Source organism: Photobacterium profundum (assembly GCF_003026285.1).
Taxonomy (GTDB): Bacteria; Pseudomonadota; Gammaproteobacteria; order Enterobacterales; family Vibrionaceae; genus Photobacterium; species Photobacterium profundum.
The window spans coordinates 793,532-818,314 of record NZ_PYOD01000001.1; the positions used below are offsets into that span (position 1 = coordinate 793,532).

At 40.7% G+C, this 24,783-nt stretch carries 21 protein-coding genes; 5 read left to right on the forward strand and 16 right to left on the reverse strand.

What is annotated here, in order from left to right:
• Window positions 1-406: 406 nt before the first annotated feature.
• The gene (locus C9J48_RS03440) at window positions 407-1,318 is read left to right on the forward strand and encodes a helix-turn-helix transcriptional regulator (protein WP_006231052.1); all 912 of its coding nucleotides are present in this window, start codon (window positions 407-409) and stop codon (window positions 1,316-1,318) included.
• Window positions 1,319-1,381: 63 nt separating this feature from the next.
• Here the strand turns inward: C9J48_RS03440 and C9J48_RS03445 are convergent, their stop codons facing one another.
• The 8 genes from C9J48_RS03445 to C9J48_RS03475 form a co-directional block, all read right to left on the reverse strand.
• Window positions 1,382-2,842 (reverse strand): sodium:solute symporter family protein, encoded by a 1,461-nt coding sequence (locus C9J48_RS03445; RefSeq protein WP_006231051.1) that lies wholly within the window; start codon window positions 2,840-2,842, stop codon window positions 1,382-1,384.
• Between the two features lie 12 nt (window positions 2,843-2,854).
• A complete protein-coding gene (locus tag C9J48_RS03450) occupies window positions 2,855-3,790 on the reverse strand; it encodes a DMT family transporter (RefSeq protein WP_006231050.1) in 936 nt (311 codons plus the stop codon).
• Complete coding sequence (locus tag C9J48_RS27790; RefSeq protein ID WP_006231049.1) at window positions 3,787-3,939, reverse strand: hypothetical protein; 153 nt, start codon at window positions 3,937-3,939, stop codon at window positions 3,787-3,789. The genes C9J48_RS03450 and C9J48_RS27790 overlap by 4 nt, the downstream gene beginning before the upstream one ends.
• A 266-nt stretch (window positions 3,940-4,205) precedes the next feature.
• The gene (locus C9J48_RS03455; RefSeq protein WP_006231048.1) at window positions 4,206-4,949 is read right to left on the reverse strand and encodes a GntR family transcriptional regulator; all 744 of its coding nucleotides are present in this window, start codon (window positions 4,947-4,949) and stop codon (window positions 4,206-4,208) included.
• Window positions 4,950-6,200 carry an L-lactate MFS transporter gene (locus C9J48_RS03460; RefSeq protein WP_006231047.1) on the reverse strand — a complete coding sequence of 417 codons (1,251 nt, stop codon included), beginning with the start codon at window positions 6,198-6,200 and terminating at the stop codon, window positions 4,950-4,952.
• Window positions 6,201-6,419: 219 nt separating this feature from the next.
• Window positions 6,420-7,373 (reverse strand): PfkB family carbohydrate kinase, encoded by a 954-nt coding sequence (locus C9J48_RS03465; protein ID WP_006231046.1) that lies wholly within the window; start codon window positions 7,371-7,373, stop codon window positions 6,420-6,422.
• Window positions 7,363-8,385: an ADP-ribosylglycohydrolase family protein gene (locus C9J48_RS03470; protein ID WP_006231045.1), complete on the reverse strand. Its 1,023-nt coding sequence runs from the start codon at window positions 8,383-8,385 to the stop codon at window positions 7,363-7,365. Before C9J48_RS03470 ends, C9J48_RS03465 begins: the two co-directional genes overlap by 11 nt.
• Window positions 8,386-8,455: 70 nt before the next feature.
• Window positions 8,456-9,736: a nucleoside permease gene (locus C9J48_RS03475; RefSeq protein WP_006231044.1), complete on the reverse strand. Its 1,281-nt coding sequence runs from the start codon at window positions 9,734-9,736 to the stop codon at window positions 8,456-8,458.
• Window positions 9,737-10,190: 454 nt separating this feature from the next.
• On the opposite strand from C9J48_RS03475, the gene deoD reads away from it, so the two are divergent.
• Together deoD and tsgA are read left to right on the forward strand one after the other, a co-directional pair.
• Complete coding sequence (gene deoD / locus C9J48_RS03480) at window positions 10,191-10,895, forward strand: purine-nucleoside phosphorylase (protein WP_006231043.1); 705 nt, start codon at window positions 10,191-10,193, stop codon at window positions 10,893-10,895.
• Between the two features lie 42 nt (window positions 10,896-10,937).
• A complete protein-coding gene (gene tsgA, locus C9J48_RS03485; RefSeq protein WP_006231042.1) occupies window positions 10,938-12,113 on the forward strand; it encodes an MFS transporter TsgA in 1,176 nt (391 codons plus the stop codon).
• Window positions 12,114-12,159: 46 nt separating this feature from the next.
• Here the strand turns inward: tsgA and C9J48_RS03490 are convergent, their stop codons facing one another.
• The 7 genes from C9J48_RS03490 to C9J48_RS03515 form a co-directional block, all read right to left on the reverse strand.
• Window positions 12,160-12,837: a Crp/Fnr family transcriptional regulator gene (locus C9J48_RS03490; RefSeq protein WP_006231041.1), complete on the reverse strand. Its 678-nt coding sequence runs from the start codon at window positions 12,835-12,837 to the stop codon at window positions 12,160-12,162.
• A gap of 670 nt (window positions 12,838-13,507) precedes the next feature.
• Window positions 13,508-14,650 (reverse strand): M28 family metallopeptidase, encoded by a 1,143-nt coding sequence (locus C9J48_RS03495; protein WP_006231040.1) that lies wholly within the window; start codon window positions 14,648-14,650, stop codon window positions 13,508-13,510.
• Between the two features lie 671 nt (window positions 14,651-15,321).
• Window positions 15,322-15,606, reverse strand: a complete 285-nt coding sequence (locus tag C9J48_RS03500; protein ID WP_006231039.1) for a hypothetical protein — start codon at window positions 15,604-15,606, stop codon at window positions 15,322-15,324.
• Between the two features lie 158 nt (window positions 15,607-15,764).
• Window positions 15,765-15,920 carry a hypothetical protein gene (locus tag C9J48_RS27795; protein ID WP_086004183.1) on the reverse strand — a complete coding sequence of 52 codons (156 nt, stop codon included), beginning with the start codon at window positions 15,918-15,920 and terminating at the stop codon, window positions 15,765-15,767.
• 681 nt (window positions 15,921-16,601) lie between these two features.
• A complete protein-coding gene (locus C9J48_RS03505) occupies window positions 16,602-18,056 on the reverse strand; it encodes a sucrose-6-phosphate hydrolase (protein ID WP_006231037.1) in 1,455 nt (484 codons plus the stop codon).
• A 41-nt stretch (window positions 18,057-18,097) separates the two neighbouring features.
• The gene (gene cscK / locus C9J48_RS03510; RefSeq protein WP_107281037.1) at window positions 18,098-19,027 is read right to left on the reverse strand and encodes a fructokinase; all 930 of its coding nucleotides are present in this window, start codon (window positions 19,025-19,027) and stop codon (window positions 18,098-18,100) included.
• A gap of 191 nt (window positions 19,028-19,218) precedes the next feature.
• On the reverse strand, window positions 19,219-20,658 hold the full coding sequence (locus tag C9J48_RS03515) for a sucrose-specific PTS transporter subunit IIBC (protein WP_006231035.1): 1,440 nt from the start codon (window positions 20,656-20,658) through the stop codon (window positions 19,219-19,221).
• A 248-nt stretch (window positions 20,659-20,906) separates the two neighbouring features.
• Between C9J48_RS03515 and C9J48_RS03520 the strand changes: the two genes are divergently transcribed.
• Window positions 20,907-21,893, forward strand: coding sequence for a LacI family DNA-binding transcriptional regulator (locus C9J48_RS03520; protein ID WP_006231033.1), 987 nt, complete (start codon window positions 20,907-20,909; stop codon window positions 21,891-21,893).
• A 49-nt stretch (window positions 21,894-21,942) separates the two neighbouring features.
• Here C9J48_RS03520 and C9J48_RS03525 read toward each other — a convergent pair whose 3' ends face one another.
• Window positions 21,943-23,316 (reverse strand): carbohydrate porin, encoded by a 1,374-nt coding sequence (locus C9J48_RS03525; RefSeq protein ID WP_006231032.1) that lies wholly within the window; start codon window positions 23,314-23,316, stop codon window positions 21,943-21,945.
• A gap of 470 nt (window positions 23,317-23,786) precedes the next feature.
• Here C9J48_RS03525 and C9J48_RS03530 point away from each other — a divergent pair, with 470 nt between their 5' ends.
• The gene (locus C9J48_RS03530; protein WP_006231031.1) at window positions 23,787-24,491 is read left to right on the forward strand and encodes an SGNH/GDSL hydrolase family protein; all 705 of its coding nucleotides are present in this window, start codon (window positions 23,787-23,789) and stop codon (window positions 24,489-24,491) included.
• The last annotated feature ends 292 nt before the right edge of the window (window positions 24,492-24,783 follow it).

Consider the following 24,783-nt stretch of genomic DNA (forward strand, 5'->3'; position numbering starts at 1 on the left):
TAAATATTATTAATAATAATTTCTTTATTCTGATTAGCAGTTATATTCGCTGCTCTTCAATAACACTAATATCGCGCTAAACGCCGACTGATAATAGTCATTTACTGCTAACAACTGACTGTTCCCTGCTCTGATGTTGTTTTTATTATATAGCCAATAAAGTATTCATTTCGATAACTGATATACCCAGCCTAAACAATACAATCCATTACAGAATATTCACATTTCGCATAATTATGCATAAATCACCCCCATTTAAATAGAAGATAGTTATTACTCCTATTCCATTGCGGTATCGCATTGATGTTATTTATAACGGTGTAACATCACATTTATAAAGTGATTAGTTGGCATTCATTTTTTTTCAAGGGTAAATATAATGCGATACGACGAGGGAGGTACATTTATGTGTCAACGTGTTATTGCCAACACCCCTAAATTTCTGATGTTCGACTTACAAAAAATAGAAGAAACAGAACACATGATATTTGGAGCGGACTATATATTAATACGCCCTAAAACAGCGGGATGCACGCTGCATTTAGCCAATACTAACTACCAGTTAAGAGTAGGACAACTGATATTACTCGCACCATTTAACCCATTTAGGCTATCATTAGACCAACATCAAAGTGTGCCAACCGACTGTGATACATTGCATTTCAGATTAAATGCAATGGGGCAAACATTCGTCGATAGTGTTCAATTTTATACTATCAAAACCATGCTAGAGCAGTCACGCAATGGTACTTTATTCGAAGGTCAGGGCATTTCTGATATCCACCACTTATTAGATAAGATGGAAAATTCCTTTGAGTTTTCTCAAGTGCTAAATCTGCTTGGTTTACTCGAAAAATTATCAGCAATGATACCAGCCCGCTATCTTGCTAATAACCGTTTTGAAGTGAATAATATTAAACGCACAGAAAACCGCGTCCATATTGTACAAGAATATATTGCGAATAATTTAGCAGAACAATTATCTGTGGCATTAGTAGCAGAACAACTTCATATGGCTGATAGTACTTTTTCACGGTTTTTTCATGCTAACCTTGGGGTTACTTTTCGGCAATATGTTATCGAGCAACGTGTTAGACAAGCGGCTAGATATTTAGTCATGACAGATTGGACTATTGCTCATATCGGCTCTGAAGTAGGATTTTCATCTTTATCAAACTTTAATTCAAAATTTAAAAGCCTATTACGTGTTACGCCACGAGAATACCGTGCGAATCATATTGATATGCGTAAAGATATTGAAAGCAGTCGAGCTGTAGAAGGTCAAATACAAAAACAGCTATCAGATACAATGATATAACTGGAATCAAATAGCGTTTTATATTTTAAAAGAGAGTAACAATAATTTGCTACTCTCTTTTTATTAGTGAGAAGGGAACGAAACAGTTGATGGTTGGTGACTAAAATATTTAGCGACTAACCAATAAGTACCACAAGCAAATAATGAGGAGTAAATCGGTGCTTCAACCCAACCTAAATTGAATTGTAAAAAGAATAAACAACCCGAACTAAATCCGATGATCATCGAAAATAACGCCGCATATATATTGGCAGACACAAAGTGAGCAAGCAATGTAGGGGCAACCAATGCAGCCATTAATGTACCTGAGCCCAATATTGCCAACATAGACAGCATAAAAGGAGGAGCAAGCAACATAAGCACAAACCCCGTTCCACCTAATAGCCACACCGCACTTCGATTCAATATTAATAATGATTTTTCTGATAACCGACAATTGGGCCAAATAGCCTGACGCAAGTCATGCGATACAGAACCCGCAATGGCATGCAAAACAGAATTAGCTGTCGACTTCATAGCAAATAAAATAAACAGTGTGACAACGGCTGACATTGAAGGGGATAGAAAGTTGGCGAGAAAGGTAGGCATAGCTTCATCTGGTGTTGCTAGACCGGGTACTTTTAAACGTGTATATAGCCCCGCTAAGGGCACGAGGCTAAGCAAACAGGCAATGGGGGTCATATAAGCTGCCACATGATGTAGCTTGGTGGTTTTTGCCAACGCCATGAACCGAACAGACATATAAGGTAATGTTGCACTGTAAATAAACGCGTAAGGCAATACCATGAGTACATGCCAAACCGAGGAACCATAAGGACCAGAATCAGTCGGGGCAAGTAATTCAGGATCGATCGCATTTAAGCCTGAAATAAGCTCACTGGGTGACATATCGGAAAAAATAGTCACAACGATAATAAGGGCTGAGACGCACATTCCTATTACCATAAAAGCATCGGTAAATGCGACAGCTGCTAGCCCACCAATAGAGGTATACAAAATAATGATACCAACCATTAATAATGCAGCCGTATCTTGATCGATACCTAACCATTGCCCAGCCAGTAACCCAAGTGCCTTTATTTGCCCCACCAAGAAAACCAGCAATAAAATAATCGTGATAATGGCGGCAAAGGCTTGAGTGAAACGCTTAACAATTTCGGGGCCTTCATGGCTGCGGGCAATATATTCAGGAATGGTGAAACTACCCATTTGCTCTGCTTTTTGATGTAAAAAACGCGCACAAAATAAGACCGCAAATACCATAGCTGGCGCAAAAAAGAAATTACCAAGTAATTCAATAGCACCGTATTTATAGGCAACACCAGGGGATCCCATGAACCCCCAGCCTGAAAACCCTGTTGCAACAATCGTCGCGGCACCAATGAAAGGGCCAAGGCAGTTGGCGGCTAATAAAAAACCACCTTCACCATTACCTGTTTTCATAATTTTATTACTATATAGCGCGAGTCCTACCATGATGCTCACCGTCACCAATAGGAGCACCCAGTTAAATGAGGTGATCATCGTAGCCTCCGGTTAATGTTCTAGTTGACTATTTTTGAGAGCAACGCGCTTCTTGGTCATACTAATAACAATCTCGCCCATACCGCCGCCTATCACTAAGATGCCACCGATACTTTGAAGCAACGTGAGTGATTCGCCAAACATCGCAATACCAATGCCCGCCCCAACCACCGTTTCGAGGTACGACACACAGGCTAACTCTGCTGCTTTCAAGTGCTTCGCTGCAATAGTCAGTAACGTTAATGCACCAAAACCAATAAAGAATCCCATCGAAATTAACCAGATCCAAGAACTGGTATTCATATCAGCAAGCGAAGGAGGTTTAACGACAAAACATACCCCAATAGCCACAGCACCAAACAAGAAGTTGAAGAAAGAACGTGAATCGGAGCTTACATCAGTACGATAGCGACTGAAGAACAAATACAAACCGTAACCGACCCCAGAAGCTAACCCAAGCATATCGCCGATGAAGTTTTCTTTAGAGAAAGACAGAGATACGGTCAATCCATCACTCGCACTGTAATTAATAATTCCGATAATAAACAAACACCCAATGAATACTGCTGTTAATAGTGAAGCAGTCAACTTAGATATTTTTTCTTTAAGAAAAATAGCCGCTAAAATGGTCGAGAATACCGGACCGGTGTAGATAAGAAATACCGCATTGGCTAAGGTGGTGTATTGGGTGGCAGAAACATAAGCTGCTAGGCATAAACCTAAACAGGCACCGCTCGCAATAACCGTTGATGTTATTTTGGTGGTTTTTATCAGTGATGTTTTACCTTGATAAAACATCAAACCTAAAATACAAATCGCGCCAACAGTCATGCGTGTAAATGCGATAACATCACCGCTAGTATTAATATTTCGGGCAAACAATCCAACACACCCCATTAGGGCAGCCGAAACTATCATCGTGGAATAGCCCAACGTTTTGGTGTTCATGATTTACTCCTTTGATTATTGTCATCAGGATGATCGCAAAGCATTCCACCGCCAGTGATTTGGTAATAACCGTACACCAGCATTACCACCACACATAGAGCAACATTAGCGAGTATAAATACATCGACAGACCAATATCCTGTAAGCATCTTCATTCCCTTTTCAAGGCTAAAATAACAACATACGAAAATGAGCAATGAAGTATGTTGTGATTGATATTTATATTGATTGAGTACTGACTCAATAACTAGTCAAAACCTGCCGTCTACTTGCTAATTACTGCTCAATAGTTGAAAACACGATCAAAAAAGGCAGCCCGATGGCTGCCTAATAGAAGGAATAATAGATACGCTTAAGCTAGCGATTTAATACGGTTTTCATATACGTTTAATTAATTAAATTACCTTTGCAGTATTTAATCTTCAGCAACGAATACGTACATATCACCACGGCAATAGTTAACACTGTATTCCATTAACTGCCCAGAAATATCAAATGCAACCTGCTTAATCACTAAAACAGGTACTGTTGATTTAAGGCCTAAATGATCAAGAAACTCATCCGTAGGCATTTGGGCACTGACTCTACTTTTCGTTCGAGTCAAAATAATGTTCTGACTACGAAAATACTCATACAGTGATACTTGAATATCATCTGCGTCGGCGATTAAATGCGCAGGAACATAGGATTCTTCAATTGAGACAGGTTGGTCGTCAACATAACGGATCCGCTTAAGTAAAAATACTTCATCGTTTACCGAGATATTAAGCTGTTCTGCTACATCGGCATTGCTTGCAACGATTTCTTTTTTAATCCATAACGTATCTGGACGCTTCCCTTTTAAAACAACTTGCTGAGAGAACCCTTTCGGCTCTTTTAACGAATACTCTAGCGTGTCACTTACCATAGTGCCACAGCCCCGAGAACGTACAACAACCCGATCCTTATCAAGTACATCAAGCGCTTTGCGAACAGTAATACGTGAAATACTCAGCATTTCGCTCAACTCACGTTCTGTCGGAAGAAAATCACCACCCACCAGCATTTTTTGCTGAATCGCCTGTTTAATGGTCTCTGATACTTTCACGTATAGTGGTGATTTATCTTTTTGCGCTATACGCGCCTTAATAAGTGAGATCAAGCTATTGTAATCATTCATCTATTCATGCTTTTCCTTGAGTACTGATTTGATTATACCCAAGCGGATAGGCTGTAGCCAGAGTGCTAAACAAACAGTTATTGCCATCAACGCCGCACAAATTTGATAAGCGATGTGATAACTACCTGTCATATCAACGGCAATAGCGGCTAAAACGGGGCCAATAAAACCACCAGACCCCCAAGCAGTGTAAAGCACACCGTAATTTGCTCCATAGTTTTTTAAGCCATAAAAACTTGCCATAATCGAAGGGAAAACAGCTAAAAGTGCACCATACCCTATACCAGCGACACCCGCACCGATGATTAACAGCACGCTATTATCATAACTTGCAAATAACAGCATATTGACGCCCTGCAAGGCAAACGCCAGTGTCAATGTGCGAACACCACCTAATTTATCCGACAATATTCCTGTTGCTAGACGACCACCAGAGTTAAATAAAGCTAATGCAACCACCAAGTAAGCCCCGTCGGTAATATCTGCTTGAACGGCAGCTATCGAGGTAATATTAGCAATAACCATTAAACCAGCAGCAGAAGAAAATGCATACATTAGCCACAAAATATAGAATTCTCGCTTTTTAACCATTTCATTCCATGGCGTTTCCGTAAATTTATCTACCGTAGAGTTCTGGTGAGTTAAATTAGTCGTTTTGTTCTTAGGCAATTTCGCAATATAATTTTCTGGCGGATTATCGATTGTACAAGCAAGCGGAAAAGCAATGAGCAATAACATGCAGCCCAAAACAAAAAAGCTCTGGCTAATACCATACTGTGCAATCAAGTAACTCACTAGCGGAGCAAGGTAAATGGATGCAATACCAAATGCTGTTGCAATTAAGCCATTCACCAACCCTTTTTGGCTACTATGAAACCATTTCATGACAACAGGATTTAAACACGCATAAGCAAATCCAATTCCGCATCCAGTAAGTACACCAAAAGTCACGGTCAATACCAGAGGAGATAAGCTGATACTTGAAAGTAACAAGCCCCCACCCGCTAATAACGATCCCGTCATAAGCACCTTTCGCGGACCAATTTTATCTTGCACAAACCCCGCACCGAGCACTGCTAATGACAGAACAACAATAGAAACAGTATAAGGGAAAGATGCCTGTGAATTACTCCAGCCATGCTCAACAACCAGCGCATTTTTAAACACACTCCACGCATAGAGAATACCAATACATAGATTCACGCCGCAGCTAGCCATTAGCACTTGAATGGCTCTATCTTTGAAGCTCATGAGCTTTTCCAACATGGTTAGAATAATACCCAATCGAATAAGTAAAAAATCATCTTTTATGCGTAAGAAAAATCAATAAGAATGAGCAGGCACTTATTTAAGTTGGTATTCATTATGAAAAGAAAGAGAAATAAGTCACCTTACTTCTCTTATCAATTTATTTGAGAGTACTATTTTTGATAACTAGATGATCAGAGATTTATCTAGATGGCTGATACATTAATAACGTAATAAATAGTCAGCAATTTCTGTTTGGCTTGGGGCACAATCACCACCTCGATGGCTAACCACAAACGAAGCGACTGCATTTCCAAGTAATACGGCATCAGGCAACTCCCAGCCCGACACTAAACCCGCGAGTACACCACCTGCATGGGAGTCACCAGCTCCAATCGTATCAACAACATTAGCTTTAAAAGGCGATACACACCCTGTCATGTGGCTATCTGTAAACAATGCGCCATCACTATCGATACGTAAAATTAATGGGCACTGATATTTATCAAACCACGAAGTAGTAAACATATCAGCGGAAGTCATACCTAATACTTCCGCTTCTTGTCGATTAAGTGACACTATTGGTTTAAGAGCTAATAAACGGGAGAATAATTTAGGGGGTATTTCGACAATCCTAGGCCCAAAATCAACAAATATATCAACCGTTGTTGGTAAAGATTCCAACCAAGAAATAAGTACTTCACCACTCTCTGATGCTAGCTGATAACCCGATACATACACTAAAGCATCATCGGCAAGCGTTAAGCTGGCAAACAAAGACCTCGTCCACTGATTTTCAACGCCACTTACAGAGACAAAAGTGCGCTCGCCATCTGGCTCAACTAATGCCATACACCAGCCATTGTCACCATTATCGTTACGAAGCACGCTATTAACACCCTTCTCTGCCATGGCACTTTCAATCAATGTCGCCCAATTCCCCTTCCCAAGAGGCAAAGCATTAAGGGAGTCGATACCCAGTCTCTTCAGGGTTATAGCAATATTAAGGGCACAACCTCCAACATGAATCCCTTTCTCAGTAACTTCTGTATCTCCGCCTCGCTCAGGTAATTTCGGGGTATCAACCACGATATCAACCACCGCGGCACCCACCACACAAAGCTGACGTTGGTTATTCAGCTTTGGAATTAATTCCAGCAGTGCATTATGCGGCATAAGCTCGCTCCTTCACCAAGCGTAGCTCGGTAAATGCTATGCTGTACTTGGTGAAATCAAGTTGGTTAGCCGCATCTAGCTGAGCTTTTAAATCGGGATCAATACTGTTAATACCATTAATAGCCCCGCAAATTGCAGTAGCCATCGCACCAATAGTGTCGGTATCGCCACCTAGGTTGGCACACAAAATCGCACAACGATTAGGATCCGTACCTGCAAGTTCAACCATCGCGATTGCAGCAGGCACAGACTCAATCGTACTGGTGCCAGCACCAACAAGGTCATATATTTTCTGCATAGCACTTTCAACACCAATGTTCTCTCGCGCTACGGATAAAGCCAGTTCAATTCTCGCCCCCATAGATGCACTAAAAGTAGTAATGTTTTTAGTCTGTGCTGCATTCGCAATAGCGGGTAACTGATCGCTAATAGTTTGCCAAGTCACACCATCGACTGCTTTAGAAACAGCCCAAGCAATAACAGTTGCACCAGCAATCGCGACATCAGATTTATGAGTAGGACTTGATGCTAACCAGACTTGCTCAATAAAGTCATCCAGCGAGCATGTCGGCATTAAGCACCCTAACGGTGAAACGCGCATTGCTGCACCATTTGTTACACCATTATTTTCCAATTCATCAATCGGTGTTCCAGCTTTAATCGCCGTCATTGCCGCCTTAGAAGATGGACCAAACACATTTTTGTTGAATGCATCAAAACCATCAGCCCATGTCATCACGTTTCGGGCAATGATCTCAGGCACAACCGTTCCATCACATTCTAGAATCGCATCTGCTAAAGCCAATGCCATCGAGGTATCATCGGTAAAATGGCAAGCATCAAAATAGCACGCAGCATTGTTTTCTGCAGGGCCTGGAAGAAAACGGTCAATCCAACCAAAATGAGCTTTAACACGCGTTCGCGGCCATAACTCTGATGGCATTCCCATAGAATCTCCAAGGGCCTGACCATAAAACGCACCAAGGATTCGACTTTCTGTGTTGTTATTCATTCTGACTACACCTAAAAAACTAAAATTTGAGTCTCATCCGCCTCAAGATAAGGCGGACAGAAGTGCTAAGTTATGCTTTAGCGATTTTTTGTTTTGATTCGTTATCACCTTCAATGGTTATTTCGCTAATTTCACCACTCGACTCGCGGAAGAAGAACATGAATAAGATGAAGATAACGGCAATCATAATCGCCCCAAACCCCCACATTCCGGACCAATTAAACGTCAGACCATTCAGTGGCTCTGGGTAAGCAAACATCTTCTCCATCATTACGCCACCTAGGCGATAACCCAGCAGGCTACCCAAGCCCTGACAACAAAGCGTAATCAAGCCTTGCGCAGCGGTACGCATGTGTTTAGGCGCTTTTTTATCAACATAGATATAGGCGGTAACGAAATAGAAGTCATAGCTAACACCATGAAGCAAAATACCGGCGAACAACAATGAGTACAGGTACCATTGGTCGGCACTACCGTAAACGAAGAAACCGTAACGGACTGCCGCAGTAAATAGACCAAGCATTAATACCTTTTTAATACCATAACGCTTGGTAAAGAATGGTAATGCCAGCATAAAGAATATTTCAGAGAACTGCCCTAGCGTCATCCAACCTGTTGCGTTGCTCATTCCAACTTCGGTCAGATAGCCATTGGCAAAAATGTAGTAAAAAGCAAGTGGCATGCTAAACATGAATGAACAGATAAAGAACGCAAGGAAGTTTTTGTCTTTCAGTAAGACCAAAGCATCAAGACCAAGCATCACTTTCAGGCTTAGCTTGCCTGTACTCTTTGGCGGTGTGTTGGGTAGCGTTAAAGCAAATACACCTAAAATAGCTGAACTCACAGAAGTAACAATCAGAGGAATGTTTGTTGCAGAAATATCGCTGTAGCCTAACCAGCCCGGTAAGAAACCACACGCAATGCCTGAAGCAATCCAGCCAATCGTTCCCAACACACGTATCCGCGGGAAGTCACGCTCTACATCGTCAACATGGGAAAAAGCAATACTGTTGGTTAACGCGATAGTCGGCATATAAGTCAATGAATACAGCAACAATAACGGGAAGAAACTCGAGAACTCAGTTTGCTGTGCGGCAAAATACATCAACACCGCGCCGGACAATAACATGACGGATAACACTTTCTGAGCAGGAAAAAACCTGTCAGTAATGGAACCCACCAAGATTGGCGAGATAATCGCAGCTATTGCAGTACACGCATAAGACCAAGCAATTTCTGTTGGCGTAAATCCGTTAGTATTCAAAAACTGCCATAAAGGAACAAACCAAGCTCCCCAGATGAACCATTCAATAAACATCATGAATGACAATTTTTTATTTGTTTTAGTCATTATTATTTCCTGTAGTAGTAGGGCAAGACCAAGACTATTACTTAGGTAATACCAAAACAATACCAGAGAGGTTAAATGGTGATCAAGTTAATAGTTTTTATTACTCTATTATCATTAATCAATAAGTTAGAACATCAGACTTTTGTCTTATTAGAATAAGTATAGGTTTACTCATCAAAGAGCAAGCATATGCCACATGTTCGCCGGAGAAAGGTAAGGAAAGAGGGAAAGTTTTAGGGTAAGTGAGAGTATCTAACTGCATTTATTATGCAACTGGTTAAAAAGCTATAATGAGTAAAAGTATTGCAGCTATCTCTAACTTATATGGGCATTGTATTCTGGAAAAGTATAAAAACGAGAAGCTACACTTTCAAACCGGACTATTGTCCTAATTCATTTCAATCACGCCCTATTATGATTCTTGTCATTCAGAGAACAGTTAGGAATTATCTCAATGACAGCACATATTAATGGTAAACCAGAAGACTTTGCAGACACAGTCATCATGCCTGGAGATCCTCTTCGTGCAAAATATATTGCCGAGACTTATTTAGAAGATGTTAAACAAGTTACCGACATCCGCAATATGCTTGGGTTCACTGGCTACTATAAAGGCCATCGAGTATCCGTTATGGGACATGGTATGGGTATCCCTTCTATGGTGCTATATGGGCATGAGCTAATTCACGACTTTGGTGTTAAGCGTATTATTCGTATTGGTAGCATTGGTGCAACCCAAAAAGATGTACATATGCGTGACGTTATTCTAGCTCAAGCAGCTGGTACCGATTCTCCAACCAATGCCAAACGCAGCAGTGGCTACCATATGGCAACATCCGCCACTTTTGACTTACTCCATCACGCCTACACAGTTGCACAACAAAACCAGGTCGACGTAAAAGTGGGCAACATTTTTACCGGGGATCTTTATTATGATCCAGACATGGAAATGATTTCAGCCCTTGAAAAGTTCGGCGTGCTTGGTGTTGACATGGAAGTGGCGGGGCTATATGGATTAGCTCACCAATTTGGTATAGAAGCTCTTGGGATATTGACGGTATCTGATCACTGCATCACGGGTGAAGAAACAACAGCAGAAGAGCGTCAATTATCATTTAATCATATGATTGAAATTGCCCTAGAAACTGCTATCAAATAAGCCTGAAAGCTATTATCTCTGCCTCTACATATTGGAGTGACGATGAAAAATAAAATAACACTCACAGCGATTAGCTTTTTGGCCAACTTTGTTATGGCAGGCTTCGCGACACAATTCGGCATGCTCGTAGAACCCATTGCTGATATGTATTCAGCAAACGTTAACGATGTTGCCTTTATTTTCTCCCTGCTTAACGGGGGAGCCTTAGCTGGTACTATTGCCGCATTTTTTCTTATAGAGAAAATAGGTATCAAACGCATTACTGTTTTAAGCTACAGCGCTATTGGTATAAGTGCACTCGGTTTGTACCTCGCCCCCTCTTTAGCACTTGTCATGCTCGCAATGACGATCATCGGCTTTTGCGGTGGCGTTGGTCTGTGTATTGCTGGCACCATTGTCGTATCCGTCTGGAAAGACAAAATCCAAAGTACGATGCTGGTCGTGCAAGATGCAACCTTCAATGTTGCTGGCGTAGTATTCCCTCTGGTTACCACTTACGCTCTGACTAACTCACTGTCATGGAGCATAAGTTACTTAACGGTCGGCTGTGTTGCTATTGCTACCGCACTTGTCGCACTTATGACTAACTTCAAATCATGCGAGGGATCTGAACAAGAAGATACTAATGGTAATAAGTCGGAATGGAATTTAGGTATTATCAGCGGTGGGGTGGGCTTATTTCTAGGTATGCTTGCGCTATACACCTTCTTGACTTGGGCACCAATGTTTGTAAAAGAAAAGTTTGCGATTCCATTTGAAGATGCGGGCAACATTATCACCCAATATTGGTCTGCAGCATTGGTAGGGGCACTTGTTTCAACCGTCATTGTATCGCGCATGAAGATTCAACACTTTTTAATTACAATTATCTCTTTTGCTATGATGCTAACAGCACTGATTGTAACAACTGAACAACTAAGCTGGCTTCCTTACCTCACTTATGGCTATGGCTTTGCTTGTGCTGCGTTATACAACGCGTTCATTGCTTACGGTGTTTCATTTGTTAAATCAGCAAGTAGCAAAAATGTCTCTTACATTCTAATAAGCGGTAGCGCTGGCGCAATGTTTAGCCCAGCGATCAGCTCTATGTTTGAAAGTATTATTGGTCTGCAAACCGTTATGTATGCAATCCCAGTCATCTATGCTGTTGTCTTAGTGATGCTTTTTGCTTCTAATAAATTAGCGAAAAGTTCAGCATCATCACTTACACACGCCTAATCATACACATCTAATCAATAGCCAGCCTGAACTGCTACAGGCTGGTTTATTTCTGCTCTACATACTTTTTTAATGCATCTAGATTCTCGATTTTAATTGTGTGCCTTTGCTTTGAAATCAAGCCTAAATTCTCTAACTCCTTCACCGCTCTACGGTAAACTCTATCTGAGGTGCCAAAACGTTCTGCCTCTAAATAATGTTTACCAAATCCATCAACGGGTAAGTCATTAAGATGCTGATGATATATATCGTAGGCAATATTATAAGCGATGGGATATAACATTCGACGAGTAAAAATCTCAACGGTATCTTGATAATCAATAGCAATAGCACTGGCAAAAAACAGTGACAAATGAGGGTGCAGCTGCAATGCTTGTTGAAGTAATACACCATCAATTACTGCTATTTCTATCGCCTCTAGAGCGATAATATCCATCTGGCAGGTGTATCCGGTAAAAAACTCCATCTCGCCAAATAGCTGAGATTCGCACTCCAGTGTACCGAGCTGAAATACCCGACCATTTCTCGCCGTTACGCCCATCGATACTCGACCACTCTCCACCAAATATAATGAAGAGACAGCTTCGCCTTGAACTAACAGTTTGTGCCCCTCATCAACAATTTTACGGTCTTTAATACAGCTCAAAATGACTTGCTCAATAAGAGAATGGTTATCTTCCCATAAGTAAGTAAAGCGTCCCTTTTGAATAGCCTGTAATTGCATATAACAACTCAATAAATAGTTAACTCGGTTGGAATTAGAATTATCGTTTGTTACCTAATCAAAGGCAAAAAATATATGGTAGATAAAGTAACCTTGCAGTGATGCTTAAGTACTAAAGTTCACACGTTTGCTCACATTCAGAGCTTCGCATTACAAATTTGAGACGCAGACACTGAAAATCTATACATTGCGTCCAGATTCATTTGCAATAAAGAGAGCTAGCCCACTATTGAGGGAAAAAAAATGCATAATGTCCATTTTTTCCTTATTGCTGAAAGCAACAGTACGACCAAAAGACAATTACTGAATGGGAATAATTATGTCGACCTTACTTTATGAGGTCATGATATTGGAGAGTTGCTGAAACACGATTTTGGGCAGTAGTAAATTAATTATCTTAATTGTTAAATCCACCTTTAGCCAGAACGTTGCTCTTGGATTATAGGCAAGATGAAGGGCTAAATCCCCTCTTCTATTCACATATATCCCTCAAAAATGTCAGTGATATTCAAAGGCCGAAATCTTGATGAGTAATACATATTGTCTCACATTATCTAACTCATTCAATAACGACGGGAAGTACCTGTTTTAAAATTAATTAACGAGTATTTTAAAATAAAAGCGCCACTCTATAATAATAAGTAGAATGGCGCGATGAAATTCCTCTTTATTACTGAACAGTGATGTATTTGTCGTTAGTCAATAACTCGATAACGATATTTACATTATCACTCACTTGCTTCGCAACACGGCCTGGGAAGGCTTCGTCTAGCTTATCCAACTTATCATATTCAGTATGCCAAATTTTACCCCACTTGGTTTCCGTATCTCGGTCACAAGCTGTCTTGATATCAGAATCATAGCAATCCCACATTTCCGGATTGGTGGTTTGTGAGTAACCATCGTATCCATATTTACCGTTAATATTAAAGTTAGTTGCTTCAACATAAGCAATCGGTATTCCGGCACAAGCAAATCCAGCATGATCAGACCATGAGCCCGTCTCTCCTTCTGGATAGCCTTCAAGTGCTGGATGGATAATATATTTCGCATCCTCACCATTTACATCTATCGAAGCTTGTAACATAGCATCGCGGAATTTTGTCTCTGTTGTGTAATTGGTTTCGTTGAGGCCTAGTGATTCGCACTCACCCTTATATTCCTCATAATCAGAATGGGCAGCATGAACATAAACGATATCACCACCGCCAACTGTGTCATAGTTGATCATACCTATAACGTTATCTAGTTCGTCATTGTCTATGGCATTTTTGACGTAATGCAATGAACCATTTAAACCGTTCTCTTCAGCACCAGGAAATAATATACGGACGTTATAAGGCAGATCGGTTAGTTGGAGTTTTTCAGCAATTGCAATTGCGGCAGCAAGGCCTGCTCCATTGTCTGTCGCCCCTAAAGAGCCATGGTCTGACCCCGTGGAGTCATAGTGGGCAGAGAGTACAATTGTTTTATCCTGAGCTCCCTTCTTTTCAATAATATAATTATTCGAAATAAGTATGGTATCAACACCACCCACTTTTTTTGTGTAAGTAAAAGGTTGAATCGTTACATCATAACCAAACCCTGTTAGCTTATCGTATATCCATGCACCTGTTTCGAGTTCTTGTTGTGTGCTTGCTTCTCGTGCACCTATACCTTGTGTTTCATCAGCAATTTCGACCAAATAATCCATCGCTTTTGCGCCATAATCAATCTCTGCTGTTTTACCGTCGTCGTTATTATTATCGTTATTACAACCTGCAAGAGTAAGCGCTACCGCCAATGCGGAGCAGTAAAAAATTCCATTTTTCATGATCGTACCTTCTATTTATTATTGGTATATAAACAATCCATAGGTATTATCTGTAATATTTGGTATGCAACTGTGATATTCATCTTATTTAAATTTAAATTGTGATCTTTATTATTAAGGTGTGTGTTATATCACCTTTTCGAATTCTTGCTCTAATTAATCGTCATCATTACTTTATTGAAAATATATTCATTTATTATTCATACCATTAGTTCAACATAATAATAAAGAGTACATAAAAATAAACTTTACCACTTAACACCCCATTAATTAACTTTGCGATATACGCTACTAATTTTTGTATAAATAATCATTGATAAAGTCATGGTAAAATTTAAAAAGTTTTCACTAAATATTCATGAATAACAATACTTCTATAACCATTTCAATTTCGGCGGGCGAAAAAATAACTATGAACATAAACAGGCTAATTTTAACTCTGATGATATCAAATACTTTTCCTCCTCCTCATACTCTTATCTTTACGGCTAGCTGAAAACTAGCGTACAGATAACGACCTGTAAGATTTTTCCGAGATTATGATTACAACTTTTATAATAAACCGGTATCAAACGGACCTGATGTTACGACAAAAAAAGCCACCCAAAAAGGTAGCTTTACGTTCTAAATATCAACGAAAAATCCGTGCGACATAAGGTGTATTTTCAGTATTATTCTTTGATTACACCAGCAACTTTAGTTTGATCCATACCGATGATGCGATTTAACACACCAAGGAATGATGAGGTATCCGAAACCGTCGATTTAACTGTAACGATTTCAGCATTACTAGGTACTAAATCCATAGCACGCTCTTGCGTATCACCACCTGGGAATTGCAAAAACAACACATTGACACTTTCTGCATGCGCATCAAACGCTTTGTCTGTTTGATGAATACCAGAACAACCAGACAAACCGAAAGCAATTAGAGACAGTAATAATAATTTTTTCATTTTTAATCCATTTGAAACCCAATAAAACGATGTATTATTAAGCCATTAAAAGCAATTAATTGCAATGCGTAAGTTAAAGTATCGTGAAATAACTTTGTACGCTCAGAAACAAAAAAGGCCGCCAATTGGCAGCCTTTCGAAAAATCGCAGTTAAAATATTATTTTTCGTTTCTACATCCATACTTATCGCAAGTAACTTTTTCTGTTGAGGCAACCCAATGCTTTGAACGTACTTTTGTGTTAATACGACATCCTGTAGTTCCACCTTTAGCACCTTTATGTACGATACCTGTAGGGGTGTGTTTTACAGTCATTTTTTAATCCTTTTTGGTGATTAGTATAGATAGTATTGTTTATCTAATTAGAACGATATAGATAAAACCTTCTGGCAGGGCAATAAAAGACGTTATAGATGATGCATATTCGAGGTAGTAGCAAATATCAAACTCAAGATATGACTTAACGGTCATAACTTGATTCATCTTAGCACTGACAAACTTAAAAAGGTTCTTTTCGCGGGAGTGTTTTAACTTGCAGCAATACAAAATAGAGCTGTTTTACTACAAAAAATAGCTTATGGTGAAAACACCAAACGTGTTGCATGCGGCATAAGCCGACATAGTGTCACTAAACTGTCAGCATGTTAACACAATATCTGCACCGTTAGTGGACATAAATATAAAGCATTAAACGTTTGTTATAGTTGTTATCCTGTAATCATGGCTTGTACTGAGTAAATGCCAGGGAAACAAGAAGTTGGGCTACTACCTATTGCCCAAATAACATATTGAAAACTAACTAAAGATGGTGTGACCGAAAACGTTGCAATGTCAAAAATTAAACTAGAAGCAGACCCCCTGTAACTTCGAGTGTGATTAAAGATAGATGACCTAATTTGTCCAGAACAGACACTGCTTCATTGTAGGGCCGATGAATAACCTATCTGAAATAGTAAAGCACTGCTGTTTAGCAATGCTTTTTTAGTCAATGCCTAACTATTTCATGTTAGAAACGCTTAATGATTTCATTGGATAATAAGTCGGTTTAAGTGATGTAGATACTTTAAGGTAACTCAAATCGTCAATAAAGAAACGACTCGTCATCGTATGCTTACCATCATTAATAAATATCTCTATCACTGACTGATCAACATACATTTCAATTTGTTGGGTTAGGCTTAACCTTGGAGCTTTGCGAGTTAAACCGAACTCTTCAGCGTAAACTTCACTCATCTGTGAACGGTCGAGAATAAACTCAGCTTCCGTCCCTTTGAGTTCAATCTTATCTCCAACACTGTTCCCTAACTCAATAGAAAAATCCACGGTGTCGATATCAAGAGTTAAATAGAAACTATTGCTTGGTAGCTGGAGAACATCCTCAAATTCAATTGCCTCACCACGCAGCGCTTCTAACTCTTCTAACGCTTTTTGAACCATAAACCCATTTTCTATTCTCAGCTCTCTTGGGAGTGATAGCATTCCTGCCCATTCATGTTTCACCGAAGGGGTATCGATATCTGGTAACCCTACCCAAGCATAGAGAATGCGACGCCCTTTATCATCGACATAGGTTTGGGGCGCATAAAAATCAAAACCATAATCTGGCTGTCGAATACTTTGCTCGCCCTCTAGCTCCATAGAACTAAAGTTCAATCGGTCACCAATTAAGTAGGTCACGGAAAAAGCATTTTTAAAATCATAAGGATTAGACGATGACACACCTTGCGGTGAAAATAGCATCACAGCTTTTCCATCTAGTTCGAAAAAATCAGGACACTCCCACATGTAACCAAAATCATTGTACGTCGTTTTGATTGGTCCCTTATGCTCCCACTTAGACAGATCCTGACTATGATAAAGGATCATCGCCCCTTTTAAATCTTGTGTTTGAGCGCCAACCACCATGTAAAAATCATCACCTTGTTTCCACACTTTTGGATCTCGGAAGTGTTCTGTGTAGTGGTCATTTTCAATGATGATTCCTTTCTTTTCTATCTCACCTGCTGTATTCATCGTTGCGTAACATTGCGTTGGAATTCGTTTCCAATTCTCATCACGTTTATTGCCTGTAAAGAACAGCAATGCACTATCGTTCTCCACAATCGCGCCACCTGAGTACACGCCATGCGAGTCATAATCTTGATCTGGATGAATAGCGGCACCATGATCGGTGAAATGAATAAAGTCTTTGGTAGAAAGGTGATACCAGTACTTCATGCCATGAACGGGACCAACAGGCGTCCATTGATAAAAAATATGATGTTCACTATTAAAGTAGCACAAACCATTTGGGTCATTTAATAAGCCAAAAGCAGGGGCGATATGATAGTTTGGGTACCCATTATCAAGGCTTCTTTTTTCCGTCATCTCAGTGATTTGAGTATGGGAAATGTCCTCTAAACGACGATATCTTTGTTCAACCGTCCAGTTTTTCTTTGCTTCTCTAGCCATACACTTAAACCCGTTATTTCGACAGTGAGTGATTCATTTACCTAGGGCTTGTTGTTTATAAAATCAGACAGTTCTTTTTCGGTCGGAAGTGCACTCATCGCCCCCTTTTGAGTTGTGGCTAACGCGCCACAAGCATTTGCCCACAGGATTGCAGCTTGAATTGTCGAAGTGCTTTGCCACTCTGATGTTTGAGACAACTTCGCCAGTAGTCCACCAACAAACGCATCACCAGCACCTGTTGTATCTACGGGCTTAACGATCGTGCCCGAAACCAGCTCTCGTACTCCATCAACATCGATAAGAACGCCCTTAGCACCTTGAGTGACCAATACAAGCTTATTGCCAAAAGACCCAATAACATCTAGCCCTTCAGCAATGCTGTTCGTATCGGTAAGAAACGCCAATTCTTCTTCTGAAAATTTAACAACATCAGCAAGTTGAATGGCATCCAATACCACGGACTTAATCTCAGCTGGATTATTCCAAACTTCATCGCGTAAGTTCGGGTCGAAACTGATGTAACCACCTGCGGCTTTCACTTTTTTAAGTGCTGTTAATGTCGAAGAACGGCTTGGTTCATTAGCTAATGCAATAGAACATACGTGCAGCCATTCCCCGGCAATAAACTCTGGTACATCTTTGATCTGAGTAAATTGGTCAGCGCTTGGTTTAACCATAAACGTAAATGTTCGTTCACCATCTTCATCTAAATCGACTAATACCGTGGATGTACGCTGATTGTCGTCTTTAACCAAATAATGTGTATCTACCTGTTCGTCTGACAGCGTCATAGCCATGAAATGCCCAAAGGGATCATTACCAACACGACCAAAAAAGGCTGCGTTTCCACCAAGCCGGGAAATCGCAACCGCGACATTAGCCGGCGCACCACCCGGACACTTCAATAAGGTATTGCTTGAATCAGGGATCAGATCCACAACTGCATCCCCAGTAACCCATACTCGACTCATAATACTCACCATTGAAAAGACTAATCATTGCTCGCTGCTGAATTTGACCGGTCAGCAACAGGGATATTCTAAAAATGCTAGTCAAACTTCCGGCTTGACGAGCAGCCCTAAAACTAGGAAAAGAGAAGCTGCAAAAGGGGGAGCAGCTTACTCCGGAGGCAACAGAAATAAATGTCGTTACTAAAGATTGGTTAAGCGGTAATTTTTACATTTTGCTTAGCCCGCTCACGTAATCCTAAAACTATCGTTAAGCCAAATGCAGTAACAAATGCAATAAGCATCCCTACTACGTAGTAACCAATTTTATCTGGAGCAATTGAAATAATGCCCGGTATACCAGCAGCACCAAGAGCTTGTGCTTTAACGTTAAACATAGTGATAAACGCACTAGATAGACCAGCTGCCGTAATAGCGGCTATAAATGGGTAGCGAAGCTTTAAGTTCACACCAAACATTGCGGGTTCAGTAATACCTAACAGACCCGTTATGCCTGATGGAATTGCAATACCTTTCATCTTCTTATCTTTGCTCATTACACCAACAGCTAATGCTGCTGCACCCTGAGAGACGTTTGACATCGCTGCGATAGGGAAAATGAATGTACCACCAGTAATGGCTATATCAGCCAGTAACTGCGTTTCAATAGCAATGAAGCTGTGGTGCATGCCAGTAATAACAAATGGCGCATAAATAAAGCCAAATAGAGCTCCACCGATAAAACCAGCTGAGTTATATAGCCAGTTAAGACCATCACCCAATAAGAAACCAATATCACGAGTAAATGGACCAACAATAGTAAAGGTCAGAAAACCAGTAATAAAAATAGCTAACATTGGAGTCAGTAGGTTATCTAATACCGACGGAATAACTTTTCTTAAACCAAGTTCAACTTTCGCCAGAATGAAAGCCGCAACCAATACAGGAAGTACCGAGCCCTGATAACCAACCTTCTCGATCTCCAAGCCCATAATATTCCACACAGGAATCGTACCGGACACTGAAGCACCACCAAAACCCCACCCATTGAGTAAGTCTGGGTGCACCATCAACATGCCGAGAGCAGCGCCCAAAAATGGGTTACCCCCAAACTTTTTGCTAGCTGAGAACGCAAGCAAAATTGGCAAGTAGACAAAAGGCGCATTAGCAAAAGTATTGATCATGCTTGCAAGGTCAGTTAGACCAGGGTTTGCATCAATCAAAGAGAGCCCATCAATAAAAAGGCCCTGAGCGGTCAGAAGGTTGTAGATACCCATTAATAAACCACCAGCAACAATTGCTGGAATAATGGGTACAAAAATGTCAGAAAGACCTTTTACTGCGCGCTGTAAAATATTTTGTTTTTGTGCCCCCGCAGAAGCAACATCATTGGTCGACATTTCACTCATGCCAGTTAACTTTGCCATTTCTGCATAAACTTGGTTCACAATGCCAGAGCCAAAAATCACTTGATACTGACCTGCTATTTTAAACTGCCCTTTCACGCCTTCTAAGTTGTCGATTGCATTTTCATCAATCAAAGACTCATCGGCTACAGCCAAACGCAAACGCGTCGCGCAGTGCGCCAGTGCGGTAATATTGCTCTTGCCACCTAAATGAGTGATTAGCTCTTTTGCTATTGATGGATAATTCATTACAGACCCCGATTTTATATCTAGTTTAACTATGCTTGAATCTTTTTTGGGAACGTTTGCAATAAAGATTCTTGCTGATCCAGACTAGATCGTCAAAGGGAAACAACAAATTGTGTGAAATTGATCGTCTAAAAGTCTCCATCATGAGCAGAAAGCACTGTAGAATCGGCTTTAACAAAGGGGTTCATAGCTGAAAAATTGCAAACAATCCCAGTTTAATGAAAGTATAACGAGATGGATTAACGAAGATGGCAAGCCTACACGATGTCGCCCTAATTGCTGGGGTATCAAAATCAACGGTGTCACGAGTTATTAATGACGAGTACGGCGTAAAAGGCGCGACAAAGATCAAGGTACAAAAGGCTATTTCAGAATGTGGTTATATTCCCAATCAAGTCGCTAAAGATCTTAAATCACAGAAAACTAATTTAGTTGGCGTTATTGTTCCACGCGTCTCTTCTCACGCCACGGCGTTAGGGGTAGATGGACTGACTAGCATTCTTGATAAAGCAGGAAAGCACGTATTACTTGCCAGTACGCACCAAGAACATCAAAAAGAACTCGAATATATACAGATCTTTAACCAAAAACGCGTGGAAGGGATCATCCTATACGCGACACATCTCGACAAAACCCTTGTTAATGCGATTCAAATATCAAACGTACCAGTGATATTAGTGGGTCAAGATGGTTCTATGCATAATATTCCGAGTATTGTTCATGATGACTACCGCGTTGGCTATGAGGCAGGAAACCGACTGACAGCAAAAGGCTGTAAAAAAATTGGCTTTATTGGTGTTCAGGGCGACGATCTAGCGGTGGATAAGCTGCGCTCTCAGGGTCTAGCTCAAGCGCTTGAGTTTAACCAGCTCTCGTTACTCTTCCACGCTCGTGGAGACTTCTCCATCGAATCGGGTTACGAAACAGCGAAAGAATATTTAAGCAAATTCACCGAAACCGATGGAATTTTTTGTGCGACAGACCGAATTGCCATAGGAGCAATACGCGCAATTCAAGAAAATGGAATCACACCAGGAAAGGAGATAAAAGTGCTTGGTGTAGGTAACGACGAACTTGCTTCTGTTTGCACCCCTTCCTTATCAACGTTTAATTATGCTTTTGATAAAGCTGGTGAAAATGCAGCAAAGTTACTATTAGAGCGAATCAACAACCAAGGTTTCGAAATGAGTAAAGTGGTACTTACTTTTCAAAATGTTGAACGTGAGACCTGTTAATCGCTATAACAACGCCAGCCTCCAAGGCTGGCGAATTATGGTGTATCTTTTAGAACCACGTTTCCATTTGAAGCGCGAATAGTACTTCGCCACCATCACCCATGGTTGCAGCATCTGCATCAAGACTGACTGCGTAATCATTAAGATCTTCGCTCCAATCCACATAACTTACCGCAAAACGTAATTCAGGGCGGTCAAAGAATCCCTTACTGGTAGATAACTTCAAGGTTGGTGCAATCGTCGCTTTGTAGAAGCTACCACTCGCTTTATCTGTTGAGTTATCTAAGTCCATATACTGATATGAGCCTTCATACACCATCTCAAAGTTCTCAGTGAACTCTTGTGCCAGACGCAGATTGACAGAAGCCCATGCAAATTCATCATTTTTCTCAAAACGGTCTTGGCTATACTCCGCCATAAACGAAGGTGCCGCACGCCAATTTTCTGCAAAACGAGTCACACCATAGGTAAACGCACGAACAGCCTGAGCATTTTCCGTCAACAAGCCATTTGAACCAATGCCTTTCAACTCAGCACCCAGACCGTCTCCAAATAGTACGCCTGACTTAGCGAACCCTTCTCCTGCACCATAAAAGCTATCAGCATGGTAAGCCAACAAAGCATGGAAGCCTTTATCTGCCGAGCCTTGCGTCAGCTCTTTGTTATCTGAAGCCGTCATACCACTTAACATGAACTGCCAGTTACCTACCCAGTTGTTTATTGTTGCGATATAGTTTTCGATATCCGTTGATGAACTATCGATATTTCCAAAATCACGACCATAGATTGAGAAGTTAGCTTTCCAATCATCCGACAGTTGGACATCATAAACACCAGCTCCGGTACCTGATAAGAAAACAATATCAGAATCTAAGAAATGGATATCGTAGTTGGCACGATCAAACCGTTTTCCAGCCCAGAACGTTGCATTTGATAGTGCTTCAGAGTCACTAAACGCACGCAAGTTCGCTAACTCGGAGTATACCTGACGCACATTCAGCTGACTCTCTTCAGCCGTCCATTCATTGTTTGTTTCTACACTATCTGCCAGCATAATATGGAAGCGAGCACTAGAACCATCATCTAGATAACGATTATGAATTAGGTTTGCTTCCACATAGTTGTCATCTTCAACGCCTAAACGGCCAATTGGAGCGCCAATAGCACCTGCAGCAGTCATGTAGGGGCCAGTTCCCGTCGCGCCATTCAAGTTATCATTAATCAGCAAGCCCGCACGAGCATAGCCATGAAACTCAAAAGATGAGGCTTGGTCGCTTGCTTCTTCTGTTACTTGTTCCGTTTTGACTAAGCGTGCTTCTAGTTCATTAATGCGTTGTTCTAGCTCTGCTACATCTGTATTCGCTATTACTGAGGTAGATCCAAGCCCTAACACCACTGCTAAGGTAAGCGTATTCATTTTCATTGTTATATTTCTCCGTTTTGGATTGCAAATAGGCATCGAATTGCAAACGTTCCCATTCATACAAATACAAGCAGATGAAATATTATTCCTACTGTAAGCAGGCATATAAAGTAACCAGTAACTCATAAAGTGAACTGATTACTCGTACACTTTATAGTTACTCGAAGAATATACATAAATCTTCGGGAACGATCCCGAAACAATGTGAAAAATGTAATTCCAATCACGTTAATAGTCGTTTTCCATAATATGTAACGCAGTAATAACTGGAATTAGACGTCTTATAGCAATGGGAAGTATTATTAATGCATTGCACACCAGCCAATACAGAGGCATGAAGCACCATAACATTGACCTAGTGTTGCAAATGATTAGAGTTGATTGATCACGATACCTTCTCCACCCCATTAAGAAAAATTGGTTCTATGATTGATAAGGCTGGTGATGAATACATTTGATAAGGAGATGCCATGTTACATCAATTAGTACTATTGCTTATGGCTCCGGTATTATTACCGCAAGGGATTTCTATCCGTAAATCAACGCCTAGATTAAAAGAAGCGGCAGGTCCACGTCATGGAATTGAAGGACAAGGTAAGTCTCTTCGGCTGCTTCTTTTAGGTGATTCTGCCGCAGCGGGAGTTGGCGTTGAACATCAATCACAGGCGTTATCAGGGCAGCTTATTAGCGCGCTATGTGATCAATTTAGAATAGATTGGCAGTTAATCGCTAAAACGGGTGTTACGACAAAGAAAGTGTGGCGAAAGCTTTCAGAGCACCCTAAGCAAGATTACGACATTGTTATTGTCTCTTTAGGGGTAAACGATGTGACCACGCCGTTGAGTTCAAGCGAATGGATGAAGCAGCAAAAGTACCTCGTTGCTCAGTTACGTGATTACTTTTCTTGCCAACAAATTATTCTCACCAAGGTTCCTCCAATGGATAAGTTTCCTGCGCTTCCCAACCCGCTTCGTTGGTATTTAGGCAGTAAAGCCAAAGCCTTTAATCGAAAACTTGCACTCTGGGTTTCTACTCAAAATGATTGCGAAATAATTACCATTGAACACCAATTAGAACCCGATCAAATGGCGAGTGATGGATTTCATCCTGGACCTGAGATCTATCAACACTGGGGAAATGCTGTTGCTCAAGTCATTAGGGCACGCTGGTTATAACGGCATAGTTTGGCGGATGTCTTAATAAGTTGTTACGGTATTCGCCCTTGCCTTTACTGAAAATCATGCATTCAGAGTAGCAATGCAGAAAAATAGGCTATGACAGCTTATGATGCAAGTTATGACAAGAGGTAGGGAAAATATGTCAGCTTATGGTGCAAACTACAAACGCTGTTGCTTGCAGCATAAGCTGACATAGCACAACGAAACAATCAGCATGTTAACACAATATCTGCACCATTAGTTGACATAAATATGAAGCATAAGTCGACATAAACTTTACCGCTTTACC

What these genes read in the sequence shown, in the direction of transcription:
- C9J48_RS03440 (WP_006231052.1), top strand. Translation starts at nt 407, where the DNA reads ATGTGTCAACGTGTTATTGCCAACACCCCTAAATTTCTGATGTTCGAC.
- C9J48_RS03445 (WP_006231051.1), bottom strand. Translation starts at nt 2,842, where the DNA reads ATGATCACCTCATTTAACTGGGTGCTCCTATTGGTGACGGTGAGCATC.
- C9J48_RS03450 (WP_006231050.1), bottom strand. Translation starts at nt 3,790, where the DNA reads ATGAACACCAAAACGTTGGGCTATTCCACGATGATAGTTTCGGCTGCC.
- C9J48_RS27790 (WP_006231049.1), bottom strand. Translation starts at nt 3,939, where the DNA reads ATGCTTACAGGATATTGGTCTGTCGATGTATTTATACTCGCTAATGTT.
- C9J48_RS03455 (WP_006231048.1), bottom strand. Translation starts at nt 4,949, where the DNA reads ATGAATGATTACAATAGCTTGATCTCACTTATTAAGGCGCGTATAGCG.
- C9J48_RS03460 (WP_006231047.1), bottom strand. Translation starts at nt 6,200, where the DNA reads ATGAGCTTCAAAGATAGAGCCATTCAAGTGCTAATGGCTAGCTGCGGC.
- C9J48_RS03465 (WP_006231046.1), bottom strand. Translation starts at nt 7,373, where the DNA reads ATGCCGCATAATGCACTGCTGGAATTAATTCCAAAGCTGAATAACCAA.
- C9J48_RS03470 (WP_006231045.1), bottom strand. Translation starts at nt 8,385, where the DNA reads ATGAATAACAACACAGAAAGTCGAATCCTTGGTGCGTTTTATGGTCAG.
- C9J48_RS03475 (WP_006231044.1), bottom strand. Translation starts at nt 9,736, where the DNA reads ATGACTAAAACAAATAAAAAATTGTCATTCATGATGTTTATTGAATGG.
- deoD (WP_006231043.1), top strand. Translation starts at nt 10,191, where the DNA reads ATGACAGCACATATTAATGGTAAACCAGAAGACTTTGCAGACACAGTC.
- tsgA (WP_006231042.1), top strand. Translation starts at nt 10,938, where the DNA reads ATGAAAAATAAAATAACACTCACAGCGATTAGCTTTTTGGCCAACTTT.
- C9J48_RS03490 (WP_006231041.1), bottom strand. Translation starts at nt 12,837, where the DNA reads ATGCAATTACAGGCTATTCAAAAGGGACGCTTTACTTACTTATGGGAA.
- C9J48_RS03495 (WP_006231040.1), bottom strand. Translation starts at nt 14,650, where the DNA reads ATGAAAAATGGAATTTTTTACTGCTCCGCATTGGCGGTAGCGCTTACT.
- C9J48_RS03500 (WP_006231039.1), bottom strand. Translation starts at nt 15,606, where the DNA reads ATGAAAAAATTATTATTACTGTCTCTAATTGCTTTCGGTTTGTCTGGT.
- C9J48_RS27795 (WP_086004183.1), bottom strand. Translation starts at nt 15,920, where the DNA reads ATGACTGTAAAACACACCCCTACAGGTATCGTACATAAAGGTGCTAAA.
- C9J48_RS03505 (WP_006231037.1), bottom strand. Translation starts at nt 18,056, where the DNA reads ATGGCTAGAGAAGCAAAGAAAAACTGGACGGTTGAACAAAGATATCGT.
- cscK (WP_107281037.1), bottom strand. Translation starts at nt 19,027, where the DNA reads ATGAGTCGAGTATGGGTTACTGGGGATGCAGTTGTGGATCTGATCCCT.
- C9J48_RS03515 (WP_006231035.1), bottom strand. Translation starts at nt 20,658, where the DNA reads ATGAATTATCCATCAATAGCAAAAGAGCTAATCACTCATTTAGGTGGC.
- C9J48_RS03520 (WP_006231033.1), top strand. Translation starts at nt 20,907, where the DNA reads ATGGCAAGCCTACACGATGTCGCCCTAATTGCTGGGGTATCAAAATCA.
- C9J48_RS03525 (WP_006231032.1), bottom strand. Translation starts at nt 23,316, where the DNA reads ATGAAAATGAATACGCTTACCTTAGCAGTGGTGTTAGGGCTTGGATCT.
- C9J48_RS03530 (WP_006231031.1), top strand. Translation starts at nt 23,787, where the DNA reads ATGTTACATCAATTAGTACTATTGCTTATGGCTCCGGTATTATTACCG.